16 protein-coding genes are annotated in these 17,088 nt (G+C 73.7%); 10 read left to right on the plus strand and 6 right to left on the minus strand.

The window, feature by feature from the left end; translation table 11 throughout:
- The first annotated feature begins 38 nt into the window (after window positions 1-38).
- Window positions 39-1,262: a hypothetical protein gene (locus O7620_RS24365; RefSeq protein WP_151492642.1), complete on the plus strand. Its 1,224-nt coding sequence runs from the start codon at window positions 39-41 to the stop codon at window positions 1,260-1,262.
- Between the two features lie 84 nt (window positions 1,263-1,346).
- On the opposite strand, the gene O7620_RS24370 is transcribed toward O7620_RS24365, so the two are convergent.
- Window positions 1,347-1,967, minus strand: coding sequence for a phosphatase PAP2 family protein (locus O7620_RS24370; RefSeq protein ID WP_278125354.1), 621 nt, complete (start codon window positions 1,965-1,967; stop codon window positions 1,347-1,349).
- Window positions 1,968-2,093: 126 nt separating this feature from the next.
- On the opposite strand from O7620_RS24370, the gene O7620_RS24375 reads away from it, so the two are divergent.
- From O7620_RS24375 to O7620_RS24405, 7 genes are all read left to right on the plus strand, one after another.
- Entirely contained in the window at window positions 2,094-2,708 is a 615-nt protein-coding gene (locus O7620_RS24375) for a hypothetical protein (RefSeq protein ID WP_278125356.1), read from the plus strand.
- Window positions 2,709-3,349: 641 nt separating this feature from the next.
- On the plus strand, window positions 3,350-4,525 hold the full coding sequence (pdhA, locus tag O7620_RS24380) for a pyruvate dehydrogenase (acetyl-transferring) E1 component subunit alpha (RefSeq protein ID WP_151492116.1): 1,176 nt from the start codon (window positions 3,350-3,352) through the stop codon (window positions 4,523-4,525).
- Window positions 4,525-5,514: an alpha-ketoacid dehydrogenase subunit beta gene (locus tag O7620_RS24385; RefSeq protein WP_151492115.1), complete on the plus strand. Its 990-nt coding sequence runs from the start codon at window positions 4,525-4,527 to the stop codon at window positions 5,512-5,514. The genes pdhA and O7620_RS24385 overlap by 1 nt, the downstream gene beginning before the upstream one ends.
- Window positions 5,515-5,519: 5 nt before the next feature.
- Window positions 5,520-6,986: a dihydrolipoamide acetyltransferase family protein gene (locus O7620_RS24390; protein WP_278127132.1), complete on the plus strand. Its 1,467-nt coding sequence runs from the start codon at window positions 5,520-5,522 to the stop codon at window positions 6,984-6,986.
- Between the two features lie 220 nt (window positions 6,987-7,206).
- The gene (locus O7620_RS24395; RefSeq protein ID WP_167454674.1) at window positions 7,207-7,344 is read left to right on the plus strand and encodes a hypothetical protein; all 138 of its coding nucleotides are present in this window, start codon (window positions 7,207-7,209) and stop codon (window positions 7,342-7,344) included.
- A 333-nt stretch (window positions 7,345-7,677) separates the two neighbouring features.
- On the plus strand, window positions 7,678-10,206 hold the full coding sequence (locus O7620_RS24400; protein ID WP_278125358.1) for a hypothetical protein: 2,529 nt from the start codon (window positions 7,678-7,680) through the stop codon (window positions 10,204-10,206).
- Between the two features lie 193 nt (window positions 10,207-10,399).
- Entirely contained in the window at window positions 10,400-12,238 is a 1,839-nt protein-coding gene (locus O7620_RS24405; protein WP_278125361.1) for an NHL domain-containing thioredoxin family protein, read from the plus strand.
- 3 nt (window positions 12,239-12,241) lie between these two features.
- On the opposite strand, the gene O7620_RS24410 is transcribed toward O7620_RS24405, so the two are convergent.
- Genes O7620_RS24410 through O7620_RS24420 form a run of 3 tightly spaced genes read right to left on the minus strand, consistent with a single transcriptional unit; the run spans window position 12,242 to window position 14,494 of the window.
- A complete protein-coding gene (locus O7620_RS24410) occupies window positions 12,242-12,991 on the minus strand; it encodes a 5-oxoprolinase subunit PxpA (RefSeq protein WP_151492112.1) in 750 nt (249 codons plus the stop codon).
- A complete protein-coding gene (locus O7620_RS24415) occupies window positions 12,975-13,832 on the minus strand; it encodes a biotin-dependent carboxyltransferase family protein (protein ID WP_278125363.1) in 858 nt (285 codons plus the stop codon). Before O7620_RS24415 ends, O7620_RS24410 begins: the two co-directional genes overlap by 17 nt.
- Window positions 13,829-14,494 (minus strand): allophanate hydrolase subunit 1, encoded by a 666-nt coding sequence (locus O7620_RS24420; protein ID WP_278125364.1) that lies wholly within the window; start codon window positions 14,492-14,494, stop codon window positions 13,829-13,831. The genes O7620_RS24415 and O7620_RS24420 overlap by 4 nt, the downstream gene beginning before the upstream one ends.
- 107 nt (window positions 14,495-14,601) lie before the next feature.
- On the opposite strand from O7620_RS24420, the gene O7620_RS24425 reads away from it, so the two are divergent.
- A complete protein-coding gene (locus tag O7620_RS24425; RefSeq protein WP_151492110.1) occupies window positions 14,602-15,279 on the plus strand; it encodes a hemolysin III family protein in 678 nt (225 codons plus the stop codon).
- A 139-nt stretch (window positions 15,280-15,418) separates the two neighbouring features.
- Here the strand turns inward: O7620_RS24425 and O7620_RS24430 are convergent, their stop codons facing one another.
- A complete protein-coding gene (locus tag O7620_RS24430; protein WP_278125365.1) occupies window positions 15,419-15,706 on the minus strand; it encodes a DUF6458 family protein in 288 nt (95 codons plus the stop codon).
- A 112-nt stretch (window positions 15,707-15,818) separates the two neighbouring features.
- Here O7620_RS24430 and O7620_RS24435 point away from each other — a divergent pair, with 112 nt between their 5' ends.
- Window positions 15,819-16,355: a histidine phosphatase family protein gene (locus tag O7620_RS24435; RefSeq protein ID WP_278125367.1), complete on the plus strand. Its 537-nt coding sequence runs from the start codon at window positions 15,819-15,821 to the stop codon at window positions 16,353-16,355.
- A gap of 42 nt (window positions 16,356-16,397) precedes the next feature.
- Here O7620_RS24435 and O7620_RS24440 read toward each other — a convergent pair whose 3' ends face one another.
- Window positions 16,398-16,667, minus strand: a complete 270-nt coding sequence (locus O7620_RS24440) for a DUF6458 family protein (protein WP_030487564.1) — start codon at window positions 16,665-16,667, stop codon at window positions 16,398-16,400.
- Window positions 16,668-17,088: the final 421 nt, after the last annotated feature.

The following is a 17,088-nucleotide window of genomic DNA, read 5'->3' on the forward strand; positions in this document are numbered from 1 at the left end:
CCGCTCTGCGTACCGGCGCAGCGGCGTAGGGTCGGAGCATGGCCACGCCTCAGACCCCCTACGACGCGGTGCTGCACGCCGCACGCGACGTGACCAAGCTGGAGTCCGCGCTGGACGCCGAGATGCTCGGCAGCGCCCTGCTCGGCAGCGTCTACGCGATCGCGGAAACCGACCGGGACACGGCCGTACGGGAGTTCGTCACCGGGTTCCTCGCCGCCACCGCCCGTCGTCGGGTCGCGTCGGCGACCACCATCCGGCAGGTCTTCGCCGCGCTCGTCCCCACCGCCGACGGCACCGACCGGGTGCGTCCGGGCAGCCAGGCGCCCACCTGGGCCGGCCAGCTCGGCCGGGTGCACCTCACCGGCAGCTGGGCGTACGGCGACGTGTACGGCGACCAGACCTCCTACCTCGCCACCTTCGCCTACGACGACGCGGCCGGCGGCTCCGAGCACGCCCTGGTGGCCCTGGTGGACCACAACATCGGGGTCACCAAGGACATCTTCGTCGGCGGCCCCGCGGAGCGGATCCTGGATCAGGTCCGGCAGATGTGCGCGGATGACGAGCTGACCTGGTTCCGTACCGAGGACCCGGCCCGCCTGCGCGGCGAGGTGGCCCGGCACCTGGCGGTCACCGACGAGCTGAGCGAGCTGCCCGGCGAGGGCTCCCTCGCCACCGACCGGGCGCTGGTCGGCGCCCGCCTGGCGCTGCTGCCGACGGCGACCGCGCCGACCGGCCCGGCCGAGGTCGAGCCGCTCTCCGCCGCCGAACGCACCGACCTGGTGCGGCGGTTCCTGGCCGCGCCGGAGGCCGCCCGCTTCGGCCTGGACGCCGTCGACGGCGCGGAGCTGGCCTCGCTGCACTTCTGCCTGAGTCTGCTGCTGGACCACTCGGCGACCTTCCCGGACGCCGACCCGATGCGGTGGAGCCCCGCGGTGTCCGGGCTCTTCCTGCTCGACTGGGTACACCGCCGCGCGGTGCTGGACATGGACGACGCCGCGATGCTGCCCCGGGTGCTGCGCGCCTGGGCCCGGTACGCGTCGCGCCAGCGCGGCCTGACCGAGGCGGCCGCGGCGCGGACCGACGAGGCGATCGAGGAGATGGTGCCGGAGTTCGCGCGGCTCTACTCGACCGGTGAGCGGCGCAGCCCGGCCACGGCGGCGGTGGCGCAGTTGATGGCCGACGGAGTGGACCCGGACGACCCGGCCGCGCTGGACGCCTGGATCGAGGCGAACCGGCACCGCCTCGCCGACGACGGCGTCTGACGGGCTTACCCGGGCGGGCGGCACCCCGCCGCCCGCCTGGGTTCCCGATCGAGCCGCGCGCCCGTGGCTCCCGATCGGGCTCGCTCAGCGGAGCAGGCCGAAGACCGTGCCGGCGATCAGTGCGCCGAGCGCCCCGCCGGCCAGCACCTGGGGAACGGTGTGGTCCCGCAGCCGCACCCGGGACCAGCCGACCACGGCCAGCAGCGGCGCGGCGACGAGCAGCCGACCCCCGAAGATCAGCGCAAGGATGACCAGCGTGCCGGCGGCGACCGCCGAGTGGATCGACATCTTCCACCAGTGGCTGACGGTGACGGTCACGACGACGCCGACCAGGCCGGCGACCGCCAGTGCCAGCACCGGACGGGGCGCACCGAGCACGGCGAGCAGCACGAGCCCGGCCGTGACCGAGCCGAGGCCGATCAGCAGGGGCACCCTGCGCTGCTCCCGGCGGCCGATGTGGTGGTCGGTGAGCCGGCCGCGCCGTACGCCGCCGACGATGTAGGCGAACGGGATGCCGGTGACGAAGAGTGTGGCGAGCAGGCCCCACGCCAGGCCGTGACCGGTCCGCCGGGCGCTGTGCCAGCTCACCGTGAAGATCAGCAGCGACACCAGCACGGCCGGCGCCGTCAGCTCGGTGACCAGCCGGGCGACCCGCAGCCCCGGGCCGGGCCGGGCGACCGGGCGGAGTTCGGCACCGCCGCCCACGCCACCCCCTCCGGTCCGCGCCTACCCCCGAACACCGCCGGCACCGGATGGGTCGCGGCTGATCGTCACCGTACCGCCGGGGACACCACGGGGTACGTCGGTCCGGGGAGCGGCGACGGGCTGGCCGTGGGCGGCGGCGGGCTCACCGAGGGTGTCCTCGCGCCGGGTGTCGGTGCGTGCGGGCTGGGCGGCGCGTCGGGGGTGGAGGACGTCGCGGGCGTGGTGGCCGGCTCGGACCAGGTGCTGGTCGGCGCCGCCGTCGCGGTCGAGGAGTCGGTCTCGGTCGGCGTCGGGCTGATGGTCGGAGTCTGGCTGAAGGTGGGCGTCGGCGTCGGGGCCGGAGGATCGGTCGGCGACGCTGTCGGGGGCGGTGGGGGCGGTGGGGGCACGGGCGGTCGGGTGTTCCGGGTCGGCCCGGGCATTGGGGGCAACCCGCGGTCGACGCGGTCCGGGTCGACGGCTCTCGGCACGGGTGCCGGCCGGTCCGGGGTACGCCGGGGTGCGGCGGGCAGCCAACCGGGCGTGACGGTCGGGGCGGCGCTGGGCGTGCCGAGTGGCGGGGGCGCCGGCTGGCTGGCCATCGGCAGCGGGATCACCACCGGCCCGACCGACGGGGTCGGGATGAACGGCGTGCTGCTGTCCGGCAGCGCGGTGCTGCCCGGGGTGGCCGAACCCGCGCTGATCGCGGCGAGAATCGGCATCGACGCGGTGCCGGCCAGCAGTGCGACGGTGAGCAGGTAGCCCCGGGGTGGCCCGCCGGCACCGGGGGCCCGGTGCACGCCGACCACCCGTCGGTAGCCTCCGGTCGACCGGTGCCGGCCGAGCGCGGGTGTGCCGGGACCGTCACCTGGCTCGTACACCGCACACCCCTTGTCGTCGACCTTGCAGCACGCGGATGGCCGTCGCCGGCGACAGAACCCGGCAATTGACCCTATCGGCACGATCCAGCGGTAATTAGCCTCGCCCAGTCACCCTCCGTCAGCCAACCTCCACCGCGTGTCGACACGCGATGCTGACCGAACGGTGACGAATCATCGCCGGAACGCCCGGTGGACGCGGGACAGCACGATGGCGACAAAGAGTGACAAACGGTGGACGGTCGGAATGCGGGGCGGGCGTACTGTGGGCGCGCTCACCTGCTCTGCGAATATGGGACACGACGGCAACGCAGCCGTGACCTCCGTGCACCCTCGCGGCAGGCGCGGTTGTGTACCGGCGCTCCCGAACCGGATTCGGCCAGAATCCGGCTCACGCCGTGCGGCAACCCCCACCGGGGCTAGGCGCGGCCGCCAGGAACCGGTCCGGCAGCAGCCGGACAGGCGCACGAGTTGCGCGGCCGGGTGACCCCCCGGTGCCGACGCAGACACGACAGGGAGAGACCGATGGCAAAGGGCGACCCCGGGGGCACCACCCGCAGCAGGCGGGCAGCTCCCCGCTCCAAGAAGGGCGCGGCCGGCGACCCCGAGCTGGTGCAGCTGCTCACCCCCGAAGGCGAGCGGATCGACAGCGCCACCGGGCCCGACGGCACCGAGTACCGCGTCGACTTCACCGACGAGGAGTACCGCGGGCTCTACCGGGACCTGGTGCTGGTCCGCAAGCTGGACGCCGAGGCGACCGCGCTGCAGCGCCAGGGCGAGCTGGGCCTCTGGGCCAGCTTGCTCGGCCAGGAGGCCGCGCAGGTCGGCTCCGGGCGGGCGCTGCGGGCGCAGGACATGGCTTTCCCGACCTACCGGGAGCACGGCGTCCTCTACTGCCGGGGCATCGACCCGATCATGCCGCTGGGCCTGTTCCGCGGGGTCGACCAGGGCGGCTGGGACCCGAACGAGTTCAAGTTCAACATGTACACGATCGTCATCGGCGCGCAGACCCTGCACGCGACCGGGTACGCCATGGGCATCACCATGGACGGCAAGGTCGGCACCGACGACGGCGAGGCGGCGATCGCCTACTTCGGCGACGGGGCCACCAGCCAGGGCGACGTGAACGAGGCGTTCGTCTGGGCCAGCGTGTTCAACGCGCCGCTGGTCTTCTTCTGCCAGAACAACCAGTACGCGATCTCCGAGCCGCTGGAGCGGCAGACCCGCGTCCCGCTCTACCAGCGGGCCGCCGGCTTCGGCTTCCCCGGCGTACGGGTGGACGGCAACGACGTGCTGGCGTCGTACGCGGTCACCCGCACGGCGCTGGACAACGCCCGGCACGGGCAGGGCCCGAGCCTGATCGAGGCGTACACCTACCGGATGGGCGCGCACACCACCTCCGACGACCCGACCCGTTACCGGATCGCCAGCGAGGTCGAGTCGTGGCAGGCCAAGGACCCGATCATCCGGGTCAAGGCCTTCCTGGAGAAGCAGCAGATCGCCGACACGACCTTCTTCGCCGAGGTCGACGAGCAGGCCCGCCGCGAGTCGGTGCACCTGCGCGAGCGGGTGCTCAGCATGCCCAACCCGGAGCCGGTGACGATGTTCGACCACGTCTACCCCAACGGGTCGCCGCTGCTCGATCAGCAGCGTGCGCAGTTCAACCGTTACATGGAGTCGTTCGAGGGGAGCGCCCACTGATGGCCACGGAGACGCTCACCCTCGGCAAGGCCCTCAACACCGGCCTGCGCCGCGCCCTGGAGACCGACCCCAAGGTCATCATCATGGGCGAGGACGTCGGCAAGCTCGGCGGCGTCTTCCGGATCACCGACGGGCTTCAGAAGGACTTCGGCGACCAGCGGGTCATCGACACCCCGCTGGCCGAGTCCGGCATCATCGGCACCGCCGTCGGCCTGGCCATCCGTGGCTACCGGCCGGTCTGCGAGATCCAGTTCGACGGCTTCGTCTACCCCGCGTACGACCAGATCGTGTCGCAGGTGGCGAAGATGCACTACCGCTCGGGCGGCCGGCTCAGCATCCCCATGGTCATTCGGATCCCGTTCGGCGGCGGCATCGGCGCCGTCGAGCACCACTCCGAGTCGCCGGAGGCGTACTTCGCCCACACCGCCGGCCTCAAGGTCGTGACCTGCTCCAACCCGCAGGACGCGTACGTGATGATCCAGCAGGCCATCGCCTCGGACGACCCGATCGTCTTCCTGGAGCCCAAGCGGCGCTACTGGGAGAAGGGCCAGGTCGACCTGGACGCGCCGCTGTCCGACGCGTACCCCCTGCACTCGGCGCGGGTGGTGCGGCCCGGCACCGACGTGACCCTGCTGGCGTACGGGCCGATGGTGCGGACCTGCCTGGAGGCCGCGACGGCCGCCGCCGAGGACGGCCGGGAGCTGGAGGTCATCGACCTGCGCTCGCTGTCCCCGCTGGACCTCGCCGCCGCCTACGAGTCGGTGAAGCGCACCGGCCGGGCGGTCGTGGTGCACGAGGCGCCGTCCAACATCGGCCTCGGCGCGGAGTTGGCCGCACGGATCACCGAGGAGTGCTTCTACTCCCTGGAGTCGCCGGTGCTGCGGGTCACGGGCTTCGACACTCCCTACCCGGCCGCCCGGGTGGAGGAGGAGTACCTGCCGGACCTCGACCGGGTGCTCGACGCCGTCGACCGCACCTTCGGCTGGTGAGCGCCATGTCCCGGATCAAGACGTTCAACCTGCCCGACCTGGGCGAGGGGCTGACCGAGGGCGAGATCCTGTCCTGGCTCGTCAAGGTCGGCGACACCATCGAGCTGAACCAGCCGATCGTCGAGGTCGAGACGGCCAAGGCGGCGGTGGAGATCCCGGCGAAGTGGGCCGGGCAGGTGCAGGCGATCCACCACCCGGAGGGCACCACGGTCGAGGTCGGTACGCCGATCATCGCGATCGACACCGACCCGGGCGCCGGCCCGCTGGACACCACGTCGTCGACCACGGCCACGCCCACCGCTGACCTGCCCACCCCGTCGGCTGCCTCACTGGCGGCCGTGGAGCTGGCCCCGGCCGAGGGCATGGTCGAGCCGGGCCTGATCGGCGGCGCCGCCCCGGGCGGGCGGACGGCGGTGCTGGTCGGCTACGGCCCGCGTACCACCGCCGCGAAGCGCCGCCCCCGCAAGGGTGCCGTCCCGGCGCAGGCCGAGGCGCCGGTCGCGCCGGAGCCGGTCGCGCCGCAGCCGGCGGTCACGCCGGAGCCGGTCCGTAACGGGAACGGCGGTCCGGTGCCGGGCGGGCTCGTGTTGGCCAAGCCGCCGGTCCGCAAGCTCGCCAAGGACCTCGGCGTCGACCTGCGCACGCTGACCGGGTCGGGGCCGCTGGGCTCGATCACCCGGGAGGACATACAGCAGGCCGCGAGTGGGTCCGTGGCGGCGGCCGAGCCGGTCGCGGTCACCTCGACCGCGACGAGCGCCGCGAGCTTCGGCACGGACCGTGAGCAGCGCATCCCGGTCAAGGGAGTACGCAAGCTCACCGCCGAGAACATGTCCCGCTCGGCGTTCACCGCTCCGCACGTGACGGAGTTCCTGACCGTCGACGTGACCCGGGCGATGAAGGCACTGGATCGGCTGCGCGGCCGGCGGGAGTGGCGCGACGTCCGGGTTTCGCCGCTGCTGCTGGTGGCGAAGGCCGTGCTCCTGGCGGTCAAGCGGCACCCGATGGTCAACTCGACCTGGGCCGGCGACGAGATCGTGGTCAAGGAGTACGTCAACCTCGGCATCGCGGCGGCCACCGAGCGCGGCCTGATCGTGCCGAACGTCAAGGACGCCGGCCGGCTCTCGCTGCGGGAGCTGGCGGACGCGTTGAACGGCCTGGTGCAGACGGCGAAGTCCGGCCGCACGGCACCGGCGGACATGTCCGGCGGCACCCTGACCATCACCAACGTCGGAGTGTTCGGGGTGGACACCGGCACGCCGATCCTGCCCCCGGGTGAGTCGGCGATCCTGGCCTTCGGCGCCGTGCGGGAGATGCCCTGGGTGCACAAGGGCAAGGTCAAGGCACGTCAGGTCACCACGCTGGGGCTGAGCTTCGACCACCGGATCATCGATGGCGAGCTGGGTTCGAAGTTCCTGCGCGACATCGGCGACTTCCTCGCCGACCCCGAGGCGGCGCTGCTCGCCTGGACCTGATCGTCGGAGATCACCAGCCACGGCCGGTGTGCCACGGGTTAACACCCGGCACACCGGCCGTGTCCGTTAGGCGAAGAAACCCTCGGCCGGGACGCCTGTTGACCTTTGATTGTTAGGCGAGTGTCCCAGCTCACCTAACAATCGATGGAAGTTCACGGGGTTCTGCTGTTGAATAGAGACATCAAGGGGCTGACAACCGAATAGCCAGGGGGACCCAGCAATGAGCATGATCGAGCGAATCCGCAACCACCGCGACGCCACCCGCCGCGCCCGTGCCATCGAGCACGCGCTGCGCTCCGCGAACTCGCCGGCAGTTCGCGAGGAACTCCTCGTCATCGCCCAGCGTCACATGAGCTGACGCTCCACAACTTTCCTCACCTCCTCCAGATCGATGGCCCACCCGGCCCACCGGGTGGGCCATCGGCGTTTCGCCACCACGTGGCACCGGGATTCCGCCCTGCCGCGACGCCCGGTACGGTGGGCTTCGGTCGCCGCCCGCCGCCCCCACCGGCCGAGCTGATAGAAGCTGCTCGACACCGCTCGGCAACACGGAGTGACGGGCGATGCTCCTTGGACACCCCGTGCGGCCACCCGATACGGTGCGGGGAGCCGGCACGCCGGTGACGCCGGCAGCCATGCCGAGGACACCGATCGGCACCGGCGGCCGACATGTGATGGAGGAGGCGCACCCATGACGTCCGAGGGCCCGCACCGTCCCGGCCAGGAGCCGGACGAGGTGTCACCGGGCGCCGGCGTACCGGCGCCGTACGGCGACCGCCCGGCGCAGCCGGACAACGGCTACAACGCCGCCGGCCCCGACCTGGGCTGGGCACCCCCGCCACCGGCGCAGCCGAACCAGGCCGCCCCGGCCTGGGCCAGCCAACCCGAGCAGCAGCCCAACCCCGCCTGGGGTGCCGCGCCGCAGCCGGCCGAGCCGGCACAGCCCGCCTGGGCCACCGGCGGTGGCGCGAGCGAGCCGCAGCAGCCGGGCGCCTGGGCCGGCAACAACGCCACCCCCGACAACCAGCAGCAGCCCGCCCCGTGGGCGACGTCGCAGCAGGGCTGGACGCCGCCCGAGCAGAACGCACCCAACTGGGCCACCAGCCCCGCGGAGCAGCCGGACTGGGCGCAGGCCCAGCCGGCCAGCAGGGGTGCCGCTCAGGTCCCGCCGGCCACCGCCGCCTGGCCCGCCCAGGAGGACCCGTCCCGCTCCGGCGGCTGGGGCACCTCCGCGCAGGCCACCCCGCCCGCCGGTGACTGGCGCGGCGACGAGCCGCAGCAGCCCGAGACGGCACAGCCCGGCGGTTGGCCCGGGGGGACGGGCCAGCAGGACCAACCGGTGTGGACGCCGGCGGAGCAGTCGCCCCCGGCCTGGGGCCAGGCCGCCCAGCCGACCGAGCAGCCGGCCCCCGAGTGGGGCCAGGCCGAGCCGCCCGCAGCGCGGGGCGCGGCGCAGGTGTCGGCACCAGCGACGAACTGGCCGGGCCAGGACGACCCGGCCCGCTCCGGCGGTTGGGCCGCCCAGCAGCAGGCCCAGCCCGCCGGCTGGGGCGACGGTGCCAACGCGCAGCAGGACGAGGCCGCGCAGCCCGCCTCCTGGGGTGGCGCCGAGGGGCGTCCGCAGCAGCCGGACTGGGTGCTCGCCCCGCAGGACCAGCCGGCGGGACGCCCGGCGGAGCAGGCCGGTGCGGGCTGGACCCCGACCGAGCAGCCCGGTCTGCCGGCCCGGGCCAGCGCCAGCATGCCCGGCAACGACGGCACGCCCAACTGGGCCGCCACCCCGGACAATCCCGTGCCGCAGAGCGGTGCCGCTGAGATCCAGCCGTGGGCGCCCGGCGAGGTGTGGGGTCGTGCCGAGGCGGAAGCGTCCGCTCAGTCCCGCGGCGGCTGGGAGCCCGACCGGGGCGACGACGCGCCGGTCTACCAGCCCGCGCCCGCGCCGGGCATCTCGCCCGCCAACGCCGTACCGCTGCCGCCGCAGGAGCAGCGCGTGCCGGGTGCCAGCCTGGCCGCCGCCCCGCCGGCCGACTTCGTACCGCAGGCCCAGTACGCCCCGCTCCCCGAGCGGGAGACTCCCGCCGCCGCCCAGTACGAGGCGGAGCCGGCCGGTTGGGGTCGCGCGGGGGACCCGCCGGTGAGCGGTGCCGTGGTGCCCGCCCCGCGTACCTCGCCCGAATCGGGAGCGGGCCGCGCGGTCGTACCGGTGCCGGAGGCCGAGCCGGCGGCCGGCGCGGTCGGCCGGGCCTCGGCGAGCGCCTCGGTGCCGCTGGCCAGCCGGGTGATGCCCCCGACCGACCAGGCGATGCGACCGTCCGGCACGCCCACGCCCCAACCCCGGGTGTACGGCCGCCCCGCCGCGCCCGAACCGGCGGGCGAGCCGCAGCAGGACGCCTTCCCGGCGGAGCCGGGTTCCGAGCGTCCGAGCGCACCGGACTGGCAGCAGGGCCCGGACCGGCACAGCGGCCCGGGTTGGAGCGGCGAGTCCACGCCGGAGCCACGCTTCGACGACCGTGACCGGCCGTCGACGCCGAACGGGTTCGGTGAAGCCCCGTCCGCGCCGCCGGCGTTCCCACCCGGTGTGCCGTCCTTCGTCGACGCGCCGGGCAACAACCGACCGGTGAACGGGGTCCGGCCGCAGGCCGGAGCCGAGCGACCGGACGACCGGTTCGGTGGTTCCGCGGCACCGGCGGCCGGCGCCGCCACGGTGAACGGCGCGCCGAGCTTGGGCGGGCCGCCCTTCGGCGGTCCCGACACCGAGCCGGCACCGGACGGTGGCTTCCCGCCGGCGTTCCCGCCGGCCAGCCAGCAGCCCGCGCCGTCCTGGGGTCAGGAGCCGGAACAGGGTCGGTTCGACGCGTTCAAGCCGGACGCCGAGGAGCCGAAGGTGGAGGCGCCGACGCCGAAGGTGCGCAACGGTCGGGTGCTGGCCGCGGTGCTGATCGCCGCGGTACTCATCCTGGCGGTGCCGCTCGGCCTGCTGATGCTGCTCGGCAAGTTCGGTGGCGGCGACGAGACCCCGGCCTTCGACCCGGCGGTCGGCACCTGCGTGAAGAAGTCCGGTGAGGGCGCCTCGGCGGCCGACTGCGGCGAGGCGGGCGCGTTCACCATCGTCTCGAAGGTGGACGCCAAGGAGAAGTGCACCGACATCACGCAGCCGCACGTGGTGCTGCCAGGTGACGGCACCAACCGGGTGCTCTGCCTCAAGCCGGCCACCCCGTAGACACCTGCGAAGGCGGGGCCACGGACGTCCGTGGCCCCGCCTTCGTCGTGACCCCGTCCCGTGATCGGTGGCGGCTCAGCGACTCGACACGCCGAGCGTCGCGCTGCTGAACTGCCGACGATCACCCTGGCTCGGGGGCGCTGTCGTCCGGGTCACGGCGGACGGGCCGGTGCGGCGTGGCAGGCTGGCAGGCATGGGAACGACAGCGCGTGTACGTGCACCCGAGCTGCGCGGCCGGGGATGGCTCAACACAGGCGGCCAGGACCTGACCTTGCAGGATCTTCGAGGTCGCTGCGTCTTGTTAGATTTCTGGACCTTCTGCTGTATCAACTGCCTGCACGTGCTCGACGAGCTGCGCCCGCTAGAGGAGAAGTACGGTGACGTGCTCGTCGTGATCGGCGTGCACTCGCCGAAGTTCGAGCACGAGAAGGACGCCGACGCGCTGGCCGCCGCCGTCGAGCGGTACGGGGTGCACCACCCCGTGCTCGACGATCCCGAGATGGACATGTGGCAGCAGTACGCGGCCCGCGCCTGGCCGACCCTGTCGGTGATCGACCCCGAGGGTTACGTGGTGGCCACGATGGCCGGCGAGGGCCACGCCGAGGGGCTGGCCCGCCTCATCGACGAGCTGATCGCCACCCACGAGGCCAAGGGCACCCTGCACCGGGGCGACGGCCCCTACGTTCCGCCGCCCGCGCCGGAGACCACGCTGCGGTTCCCGGGCAAGGCGGTGGTGCTGCCGGACGGCAACCTGCTGGTCTCCGACTCGGCGCGGCACTCGCTGGTCGAGGTGGCGCCGGACGGCGAGTCGCTGGTGCGCCGGATCGGCTCGGGCGAGCGGGGCCGTGCCGACGGGCCGGCCACGGCGGCGACCTTCTCCGAGCCGCAGGGCCTCTGCCTGCTGCCCACGCACGTCGCCGAGGTGGCCGGCTACGACCTGGTCGTCGCCGACACCGTCAACCACCTGCTGCGCGGCGTACGCCTGGAGTCCGGCGAGGTGGTGACCGTGGCCGGCAGCGGTCGGCAGTGGCGCGCCTCGGTCGACGACCACGCGCACGACGCGCTGGCCGTGGACCTGTCGTCGCCGTGGGACCTGGCCTGGTACGACGACAAGCTGATCATCGCGATGGCGGGTATCCACCAGCTGTGGTGGTTCGACCCGATCAAGCGGACCGCCGGCATGTACGCCGGCACGACGGTCGAGGCGCTGCGCGACGGCCCGCTGGCCGAGGCGTGGATGGCGCAGCCGTCGGGGCTGTCCGTCTCCGCTGACGGCGTTCGGCTCTGGATCGCCGACAGCGAGACCAGCGCCGTGCGGTACGTGGAGAACGGGGTGCTGGGCACCGCCGTCGGGCAGGGCCTGTTCGACTTCGGTCACGTGGACGGGCCGGCGGAGTCGGCGCTGCTCCAGCATCCGTTGGGGGTGTGCGCGCTGCCGGACGGTTCGGTGCTGATCGCGGACACGTACAACGGTGCGGTGCGTCGCTTCGACCCGGCCACCGGCCAGGTGTCCACGGTCGCCGACGGGCTGGCCGAGCCGAGCGACCTGGTGCTCACCGGTGACGGTGAGGTGCTGGTGGTGGAGTCCGCCGCGCACCGGTTGACCCGACTGGCTCCGGGTGCCCTGTCGGCGGCGGGCGCCAGCACGGTGGACGGCCCCCGGCACCGCACCGAGCGCAAGCCGACCGATGTGGCGGCCGGCGAGGTGACCCTGGACATCGTCTTTACGCCCGCGCCGGGGCAGAAGCTGGACGAGTCGTTCGGGCCGTCGACCCGGCTGGTGGTGTCGGCGTCCCCGCCGGAGCTGCTGGTGGAGGGTGCCGGCACGGGCACCGAGCTGTCCCGCCGGCTGGTGCTCAACGGCGACGTCACGGGCGGTGTGCTTCAGGTGACCGCGCAGGCGGCGACCTGCGACGCGGACGTCGAACACGCGGCCTGCCACCTGACCCGCCAGGACTGGGGCGTACCGGTCCGGGTGGTCGACGCCGGCGCGGCGCGGCTTCCGCTGGTGCTGCGGGGTCTCGACGCGTAGCGCTCAGGCGAACGGGGCGAGGGTGACGCCGGCGTCGATCAGGCTGGCGCGCACGAGTTCCGTGGCGGAGACCGCCCCGGGTGTGTCGCCGTGTACGCAGATCGACTGCACCGGGCAGGGGATGACGGTCCCGTCCGTCGCCACGACGACCCGTTCGGTGGCCATCCGCACGGCGCGGGTGGCCACCTCCTCCGGGTCGGTGATCAGTGCGCCTGGCTGGTTACGGGGCACCAGCGACCCGTTGGGCAGGTAGCCACGGTCGGCGAAGGCCTCGGCGACCACGGGCAGGCCGGCGCCGACGGCGAGCTGGGCGAGGGTCGAACCGGGCATGCAGAGCACCGGCATCTCGGGGTCGTGGCCGCAGACGGCGGCGACGACGGCGGCCGCCTGGGACTCGTCGGTGGCCGCCGCGTGGTAGAGCGCCCCGTGCGGCTTGAGGTAGCGGACGCGGGTGCGGAACAGCTGGCAGAACGCGTCGAGGGCCCCCAACTGGTAGGTCACCTCGTCGCGTAGCTCGCTGAAGTCGTACGCGATGCGCCGCCGGCCGAAGCCGGCCAGGTCCCGGTAGCCGACCTGCGCGCCCACCGCGACCCCGCGTTGCGCCGCGCCCTCGCAGACCCGCCGCATGGTGGACGGGTCGCCGCCGTGGAAGCCGCAGGCGACGTTCGCGGAGGTGACCAGGTCCAGCAGTGCCTCGTCGTCGCCGAGTCGCCAGATGCCGAATCCCTCGCCCAGGTCAGCGTTGAGGTCCATGGAATCTGACGGTAGTACCTGGCCGGGCCTGCGCGAGCGGGGTCACGTCGGTGACCACCCCGACGACGGGGTATCCGCCGGTGGTCGGGTGGTCGGCCAGGAAGATCAGGGGTTGTCCGTCCGCCGGCACCTGCACCGCGCCGAGCACGATGGCCTCGCTGGGCAGTTCGCCGGCGACCGCGCGGGGCAGCGGCGCGCCGGCGAGTCGCGCGCCGACCCGGTTACTCACCGGGCTCACGGTGTACGGGGTGCCGAGCAGCCGCTCGAGCGCGGTCGGGGTGAACCAGTCGTGCCGGGGGCCGAGGCGCACGCTCAGGTGCAGCTCCGGCGGCGGCGCGGTGCCGACGGTCAGGTCCACCGACGCGGGCTCGCCGGGCGGCCGGCCGAGCGGCAGCCGGTCGCCGTCGCGCAGCGGGGGCGGCCCGAGCCCGGAGAGAGTGTCGGTGGAGCGGCTGCCGAGCACCGTTGGCACGTCGATCCCGCCCGCCACGGCCAGCCAGCTCCGTACGCCCCGGCGGGCCGGTCCGATCCGCAGCACGGCGCCGGCCGGCACGCTGAGTGGGCGGCCGGTGTCGCCGGGCCGGTCGCCGACATGGACCGTCACCTCGGCGCCGGTGAGGGCGAGCGTGGTGGCCCGGGTCAGCCGCAGCGCGCAGCCGGTCAGAGTGATCTCCAGTCCGGCGGCCTGCTCGGGGTTGCCGACGAGCCGGTTGGCGAGCCGCAGGGCGGTCGGGTCGAGCGCGCCGGACCGGGGTACGCCGAGGTGCGCCCAGCCGGGCCGGCCCAGGTCCTGCACGGTGGTGAGCGCGCCGGCGCGGAGCACCTCGACCGCGCCGGTCACCTGATCTCCATCCGCACCTCGGTGCCCGGCCCGAGCAGGGCGGGCGGCGCCCGGTGCACGTCGAAGAGGACCAGGTCGGTCCGGCCGACCAGCAGCCAGCCGCCGGGTGACGGACCCGGGTAGATGCCGGCGTACGGGCCGGCCAGGGCGACCGATCCGGCCGGTACGCGGGCGCGGGGTGTGGCCAGTCGGGGCAGCGCCAGCTCGGCGGGCAGCCCGGTCAGATAGGGGAACCCGGGGGCGAAGCCGCAGAAGGCGACCCGGAACCGGGTGCCGGTCAGCCGGCGCAGTACCGCCGGCACGTCTACTCCCCAGTGGTCGGCCACGGCCGGCAGGTCCGGCCCGTCGAAGTCGACCGGAACGACGACCTCCGTACGGGCCGCAAGGGTGGCCTCGGCGGCGCGGGCCGCGTGGATGACCGTTGGTGCCCAGCGGGACATCTGCTTCGCCGTGGCGGCCGGGTCCGTCAGACCGTCGAGCAGGACGGTGCTGGCCGCCGGCACGATCTCGACGACGGCCAGGTCACCCTGGTCGCGGCGGCGCCACAGCTCGGCCCGCCACGCTTCGACCAGCTCGGCCTCGGGCAGGTCGGCCTCGGGCGCGTCGGCGGGGGCGGTGCAGTCGAGCAGGAGGGCGTGCGCCCCGACGGGTCGGATCCGCATCGGCTCATCTTCGCCGATGGCCCGCCGGTACGGTGTTCACGGCGACGGTGCCAAGCGTCACCGAGGCAACTACTTGCAGGTAACCTACGGTGCCGTAACCTGATGGCGTGACCACCTCCGCCCCGCTTCGCCTGAAGCCGGTCGACATCGGTAAGCCCCGGATGCGCGGCTGGCTGCACACGTACGCCTTCTTCGTCGCCTTGGTCTCCGGCATCGTGCTCTGCTCGATCGCCGCCACCAGGCCGGGATGGGCACCGCTGGTCAGTTGCGTCGTCTACAGCCTGACGGTGTGTGGACTCTTCGGCACCAGCGCCCTGTACCACCGTCGCGTGTGGTCGGAGCGTGGCTACCAGGTGATGCGCCGGATGGACCACTCGATGATCTTCGTGTTCATCGCCGGCACGTACACCCCGCTCTGCGCCATGCTGCTCACGACCCGGCAGGCCACCATCATGCTGGCCCTGGTCTGGGGTGGGGCGCTGGCCGGCGTGGCGCTCAAGGTGGTCTGGCCGCACGCGCCGCGCTGGGTCTCCGCGCCGCTCTACCTGGCGCTCGGCTGGGTGGCGGTGGCCATGCTGCCGGAGATCCTGCACGGCGGCGGCGTCACGGCGCTGGTCCTGCTGATCGTCGGCGGGGCGATCTACAGCGTCGGCGCGGTGTTCTACGCCCTGCGCCGACCCAACCCGTGGCCGACCGTCTTCGGCCACCACGAGTTCTTCCACGCGTGCACCCTGCTGGCCGCGCTCTGCCACCACATCGCGATCTACTTCGCGCTGTTCGCCTGAGCCGAGCTTCGTGCGGCCCGTAGCGGCTGCATGATCGGGCCAGCCGCCCGGCGGCGAGGTCGGGGGCGGGCCGCGGGAGGCGACACATGCGAGCCGGGGCCCCGCGACGCTGCGGGACCCCCGAGTGTGCGAGCGACGGTCAGACCGGGCGGCCCGGCCGACGCACCTCGCGGTACTCCCGCATGACCTGGTCGTCCTGGACCGGCACCACCCGGTCGGCCACGACGCGCTCCGCACGGACCGGCGCGGCGACCACGGTGCGGCGGCGGCTGTTCCAGAAGTACAGGGTGGTGATCAGGCCGGCGACCCCGGCCAGCATCAGCACCCAGCCGACCACGGCCAGGTCCAGCCAACCCAGGTCGGCCTCCACGGCGAATGCGAAGATCGCGCCCAACGCGATAAGGAAGATGCTGCCACCAATGCCCATGTCTCGCTCCTCGGCTCTAACCTGGCGTACGTCCCGCCGCGGCCGTCGGTAGGGGTGCGGCATCCATCGACTTACCCAGGCACGGAGATCACCAATCGGGCAAGCTGGGGGCATGACGGACGCCCATCCCGAGACACGGACACTTGTGCTGCTCCGGCACGCGAAGGCCGAGCAGGGCAGCGACGCTGCGGACGACGCCAACCGCTCGCTGAGCGCGCGGGGGGACGCCGACGCGGCAGCGGCCGGCGCGTGGCTGGCCCACCACGGGCTGCTGCCCGACGTGGTGATCTGCTCGACCGCCAGACGCACCCGGCAGACCTGGCACGGGGTGGCGATGGGGATGACCGGTTCGCCGCCGGAGGGCGGGCCGACCGGTCCGAACCCGACGGTCCGCTACGAACCGGGTGCGTACGACGCCCACCCCGAGGAGTTGCTGGCGCTGGTCCGCACCGTCGACCCGGCGGCCCGTACGGCGCTGCTGATCGCCCACAATCCGGGCATCTCCCTGCTGTCGGCGTATCTCGACCCGGAGGGTACGGACGAGGAGGGTCTGCGGACCGCGGAGGTGGCGGTGCACACCGGCACTGTCGGCTGGGCGGAGTTCGGCCCCGGAGCGTCGCTCACCGCGCGGCACACCGCACGCGGCTGAGCCACCCGTCGACGATCGGCGGGTGGCTCAACGGTGGGCCGCTCAGGAGGGTGGCGCGGTGGGCGGCGGCGGGTCGGGCGGCGGCGGCATCATCGCCGTCGGATGGGAGAGCCGGTTCTCCTCGACGATGAGGGTCCGGGCCCGCTTGCGCCGGTCCTGCCAGAACCAGACGGTGGTCAGCAGGACGGCCAGCCCGGCCAGAATGAACACCCAGCCGACCGCCCGCACGTCAATCCACCAGACGTTGGCTCTCAGCGCGAAGGTCAGGATCGCGCCGATCGCGATGAGAAAGATTCCGCTACCTACACCCATGTGCGCTGCACTCCCCCGTGCGGTGGCTCTGGGCGTTCCCTTTCGTGGTCACGCGACGGTTACCCGCCACGGGGCCGGCATACCCGACCGGGCACGGCCAATGCCGGGACGACCAGCCGTCGGTCTGCTATCCCGACATTCGGCGTTGCGGGGCGACCTCGCCGCACCGGTCAAGGTGACGACCCGCAACCGAACGAGTCGGCGGCCACCCTGCCCTCTCTTGTTGTACGAGGGCTCCCGGGCCGGACAAACGCCGCGGCGCGCACCGCCGCGGCTCGTCGCCGGGCCGGGCCGGGCCGGGCAGGATCGCTGCCGGGGCGACGGACCGACCCGCCGGCGCGGACCCGGGTCGCGGATACGGCGACGGCCGGCGGGGCGGATGCCCTCGCCGGCCGTGGCTGCCGGGTGGTGCGACCCGGGA

Source organism: Micromonospora sp. WMMD710 (assembly GCF_029626045.1).
Taxonomy (GTDB): domain Bacteria; phylum Actinomycetota; class Actinomycetes; order Mycobacteriales; family Micromonosporaceae; genus Micromonospora.

What these genes read in the sequence shown, in the direction of transcription:
- O7620_RS24420 (WP_278125364.1), bottom strand. Translation starts at nt 14,494, where the DNA reads ATGCGGATCCGACCCGTCGGGGCGCACGCCCTCCTGCTCGACTGCACC.
- O7620_RS24410 (WP_151492112.1), bottom strand. Translation starts at nt 12,991, where the DNA reads ATGGACCTCAACGCTGACCTGGGCGAGGGATTCGGCATCTGGCGACTC.
- O7620_RS24390 (WP_278127132.1), top strand. Translation starts at nt 5,520, where the DNA reads ATGTCCCGGATCAAGACGTTCAACCTGCCCGACCTGGGCGAGGGGCTG.
- O7620_RS24440 (WP_030487564.1), bottom strand. Translation starts at nt 16,667, where the DNA reads ATGGGTGTAGGTAGCGGAATCTTTCTCATCGCGATCGGCGCGATCCTG.
- O7620_RS24435 (WP_278125367.1), top strand. Translation starts at nt 15,819, where the DNA reads ATGACGGACGCCCATCCCGAGACACGGACACTTGTGCTGCTCCGGCAC.
- O7620_RS24395 (WP_167454674.1), top strand. Translation starts at nt 7,207, where the DNA reads ATGAGCATGATCGAGCGAATCCGCAACCACCGCGACGCCACCCGCCGC.
- O7620_RS24405 (WP_278125361.1), top strand. Translation starts at nt 10,400, where the DNA reads ATGGGAACGACAGCGCGTGTACGTGCACCCGAGCTGCGCGGCCGGGGA.
- pdhA (WP_151492116.1), top strand. Translation starts at nt 3,350, where the DNA reads ATGGCAAAGGGCGACCCCGGGGGCACCACCCGCAGCAGGCGGGCAGCT.
- O7620_RS24365 (WP_151492642.1), top strand. Translation starts at nt 39, where the DNA reads ATGGCCACGCCTCAGACCCCCTACGACGCGGTGCTGCACGCCGCACGC.
- O7620_RS24430 (WP_278125365.1), bottom strand. Translation starts at nt 15,706, where the DNA reads ATGGGCATTGGTGGCAGCATCTTCCTTATCGCGTTGGGCGCGATCTTC.
- O7620_RS24385 (WP_151492115.1), top strand. Translation starts at nt 4,525, where the DNA reads ATGGCCACGGAGACGCTCACCCTCGGCAAGGCCCTCAACACCGGCCTG.
- O7620_RS24400 (WP_278125358.1), top strand. Translation starts at nt 7,678, where the DNA reads ATGACGTCCGAGGGCCCGCACCGTCCCGGCCAGGAGCCGGACGAGGTG.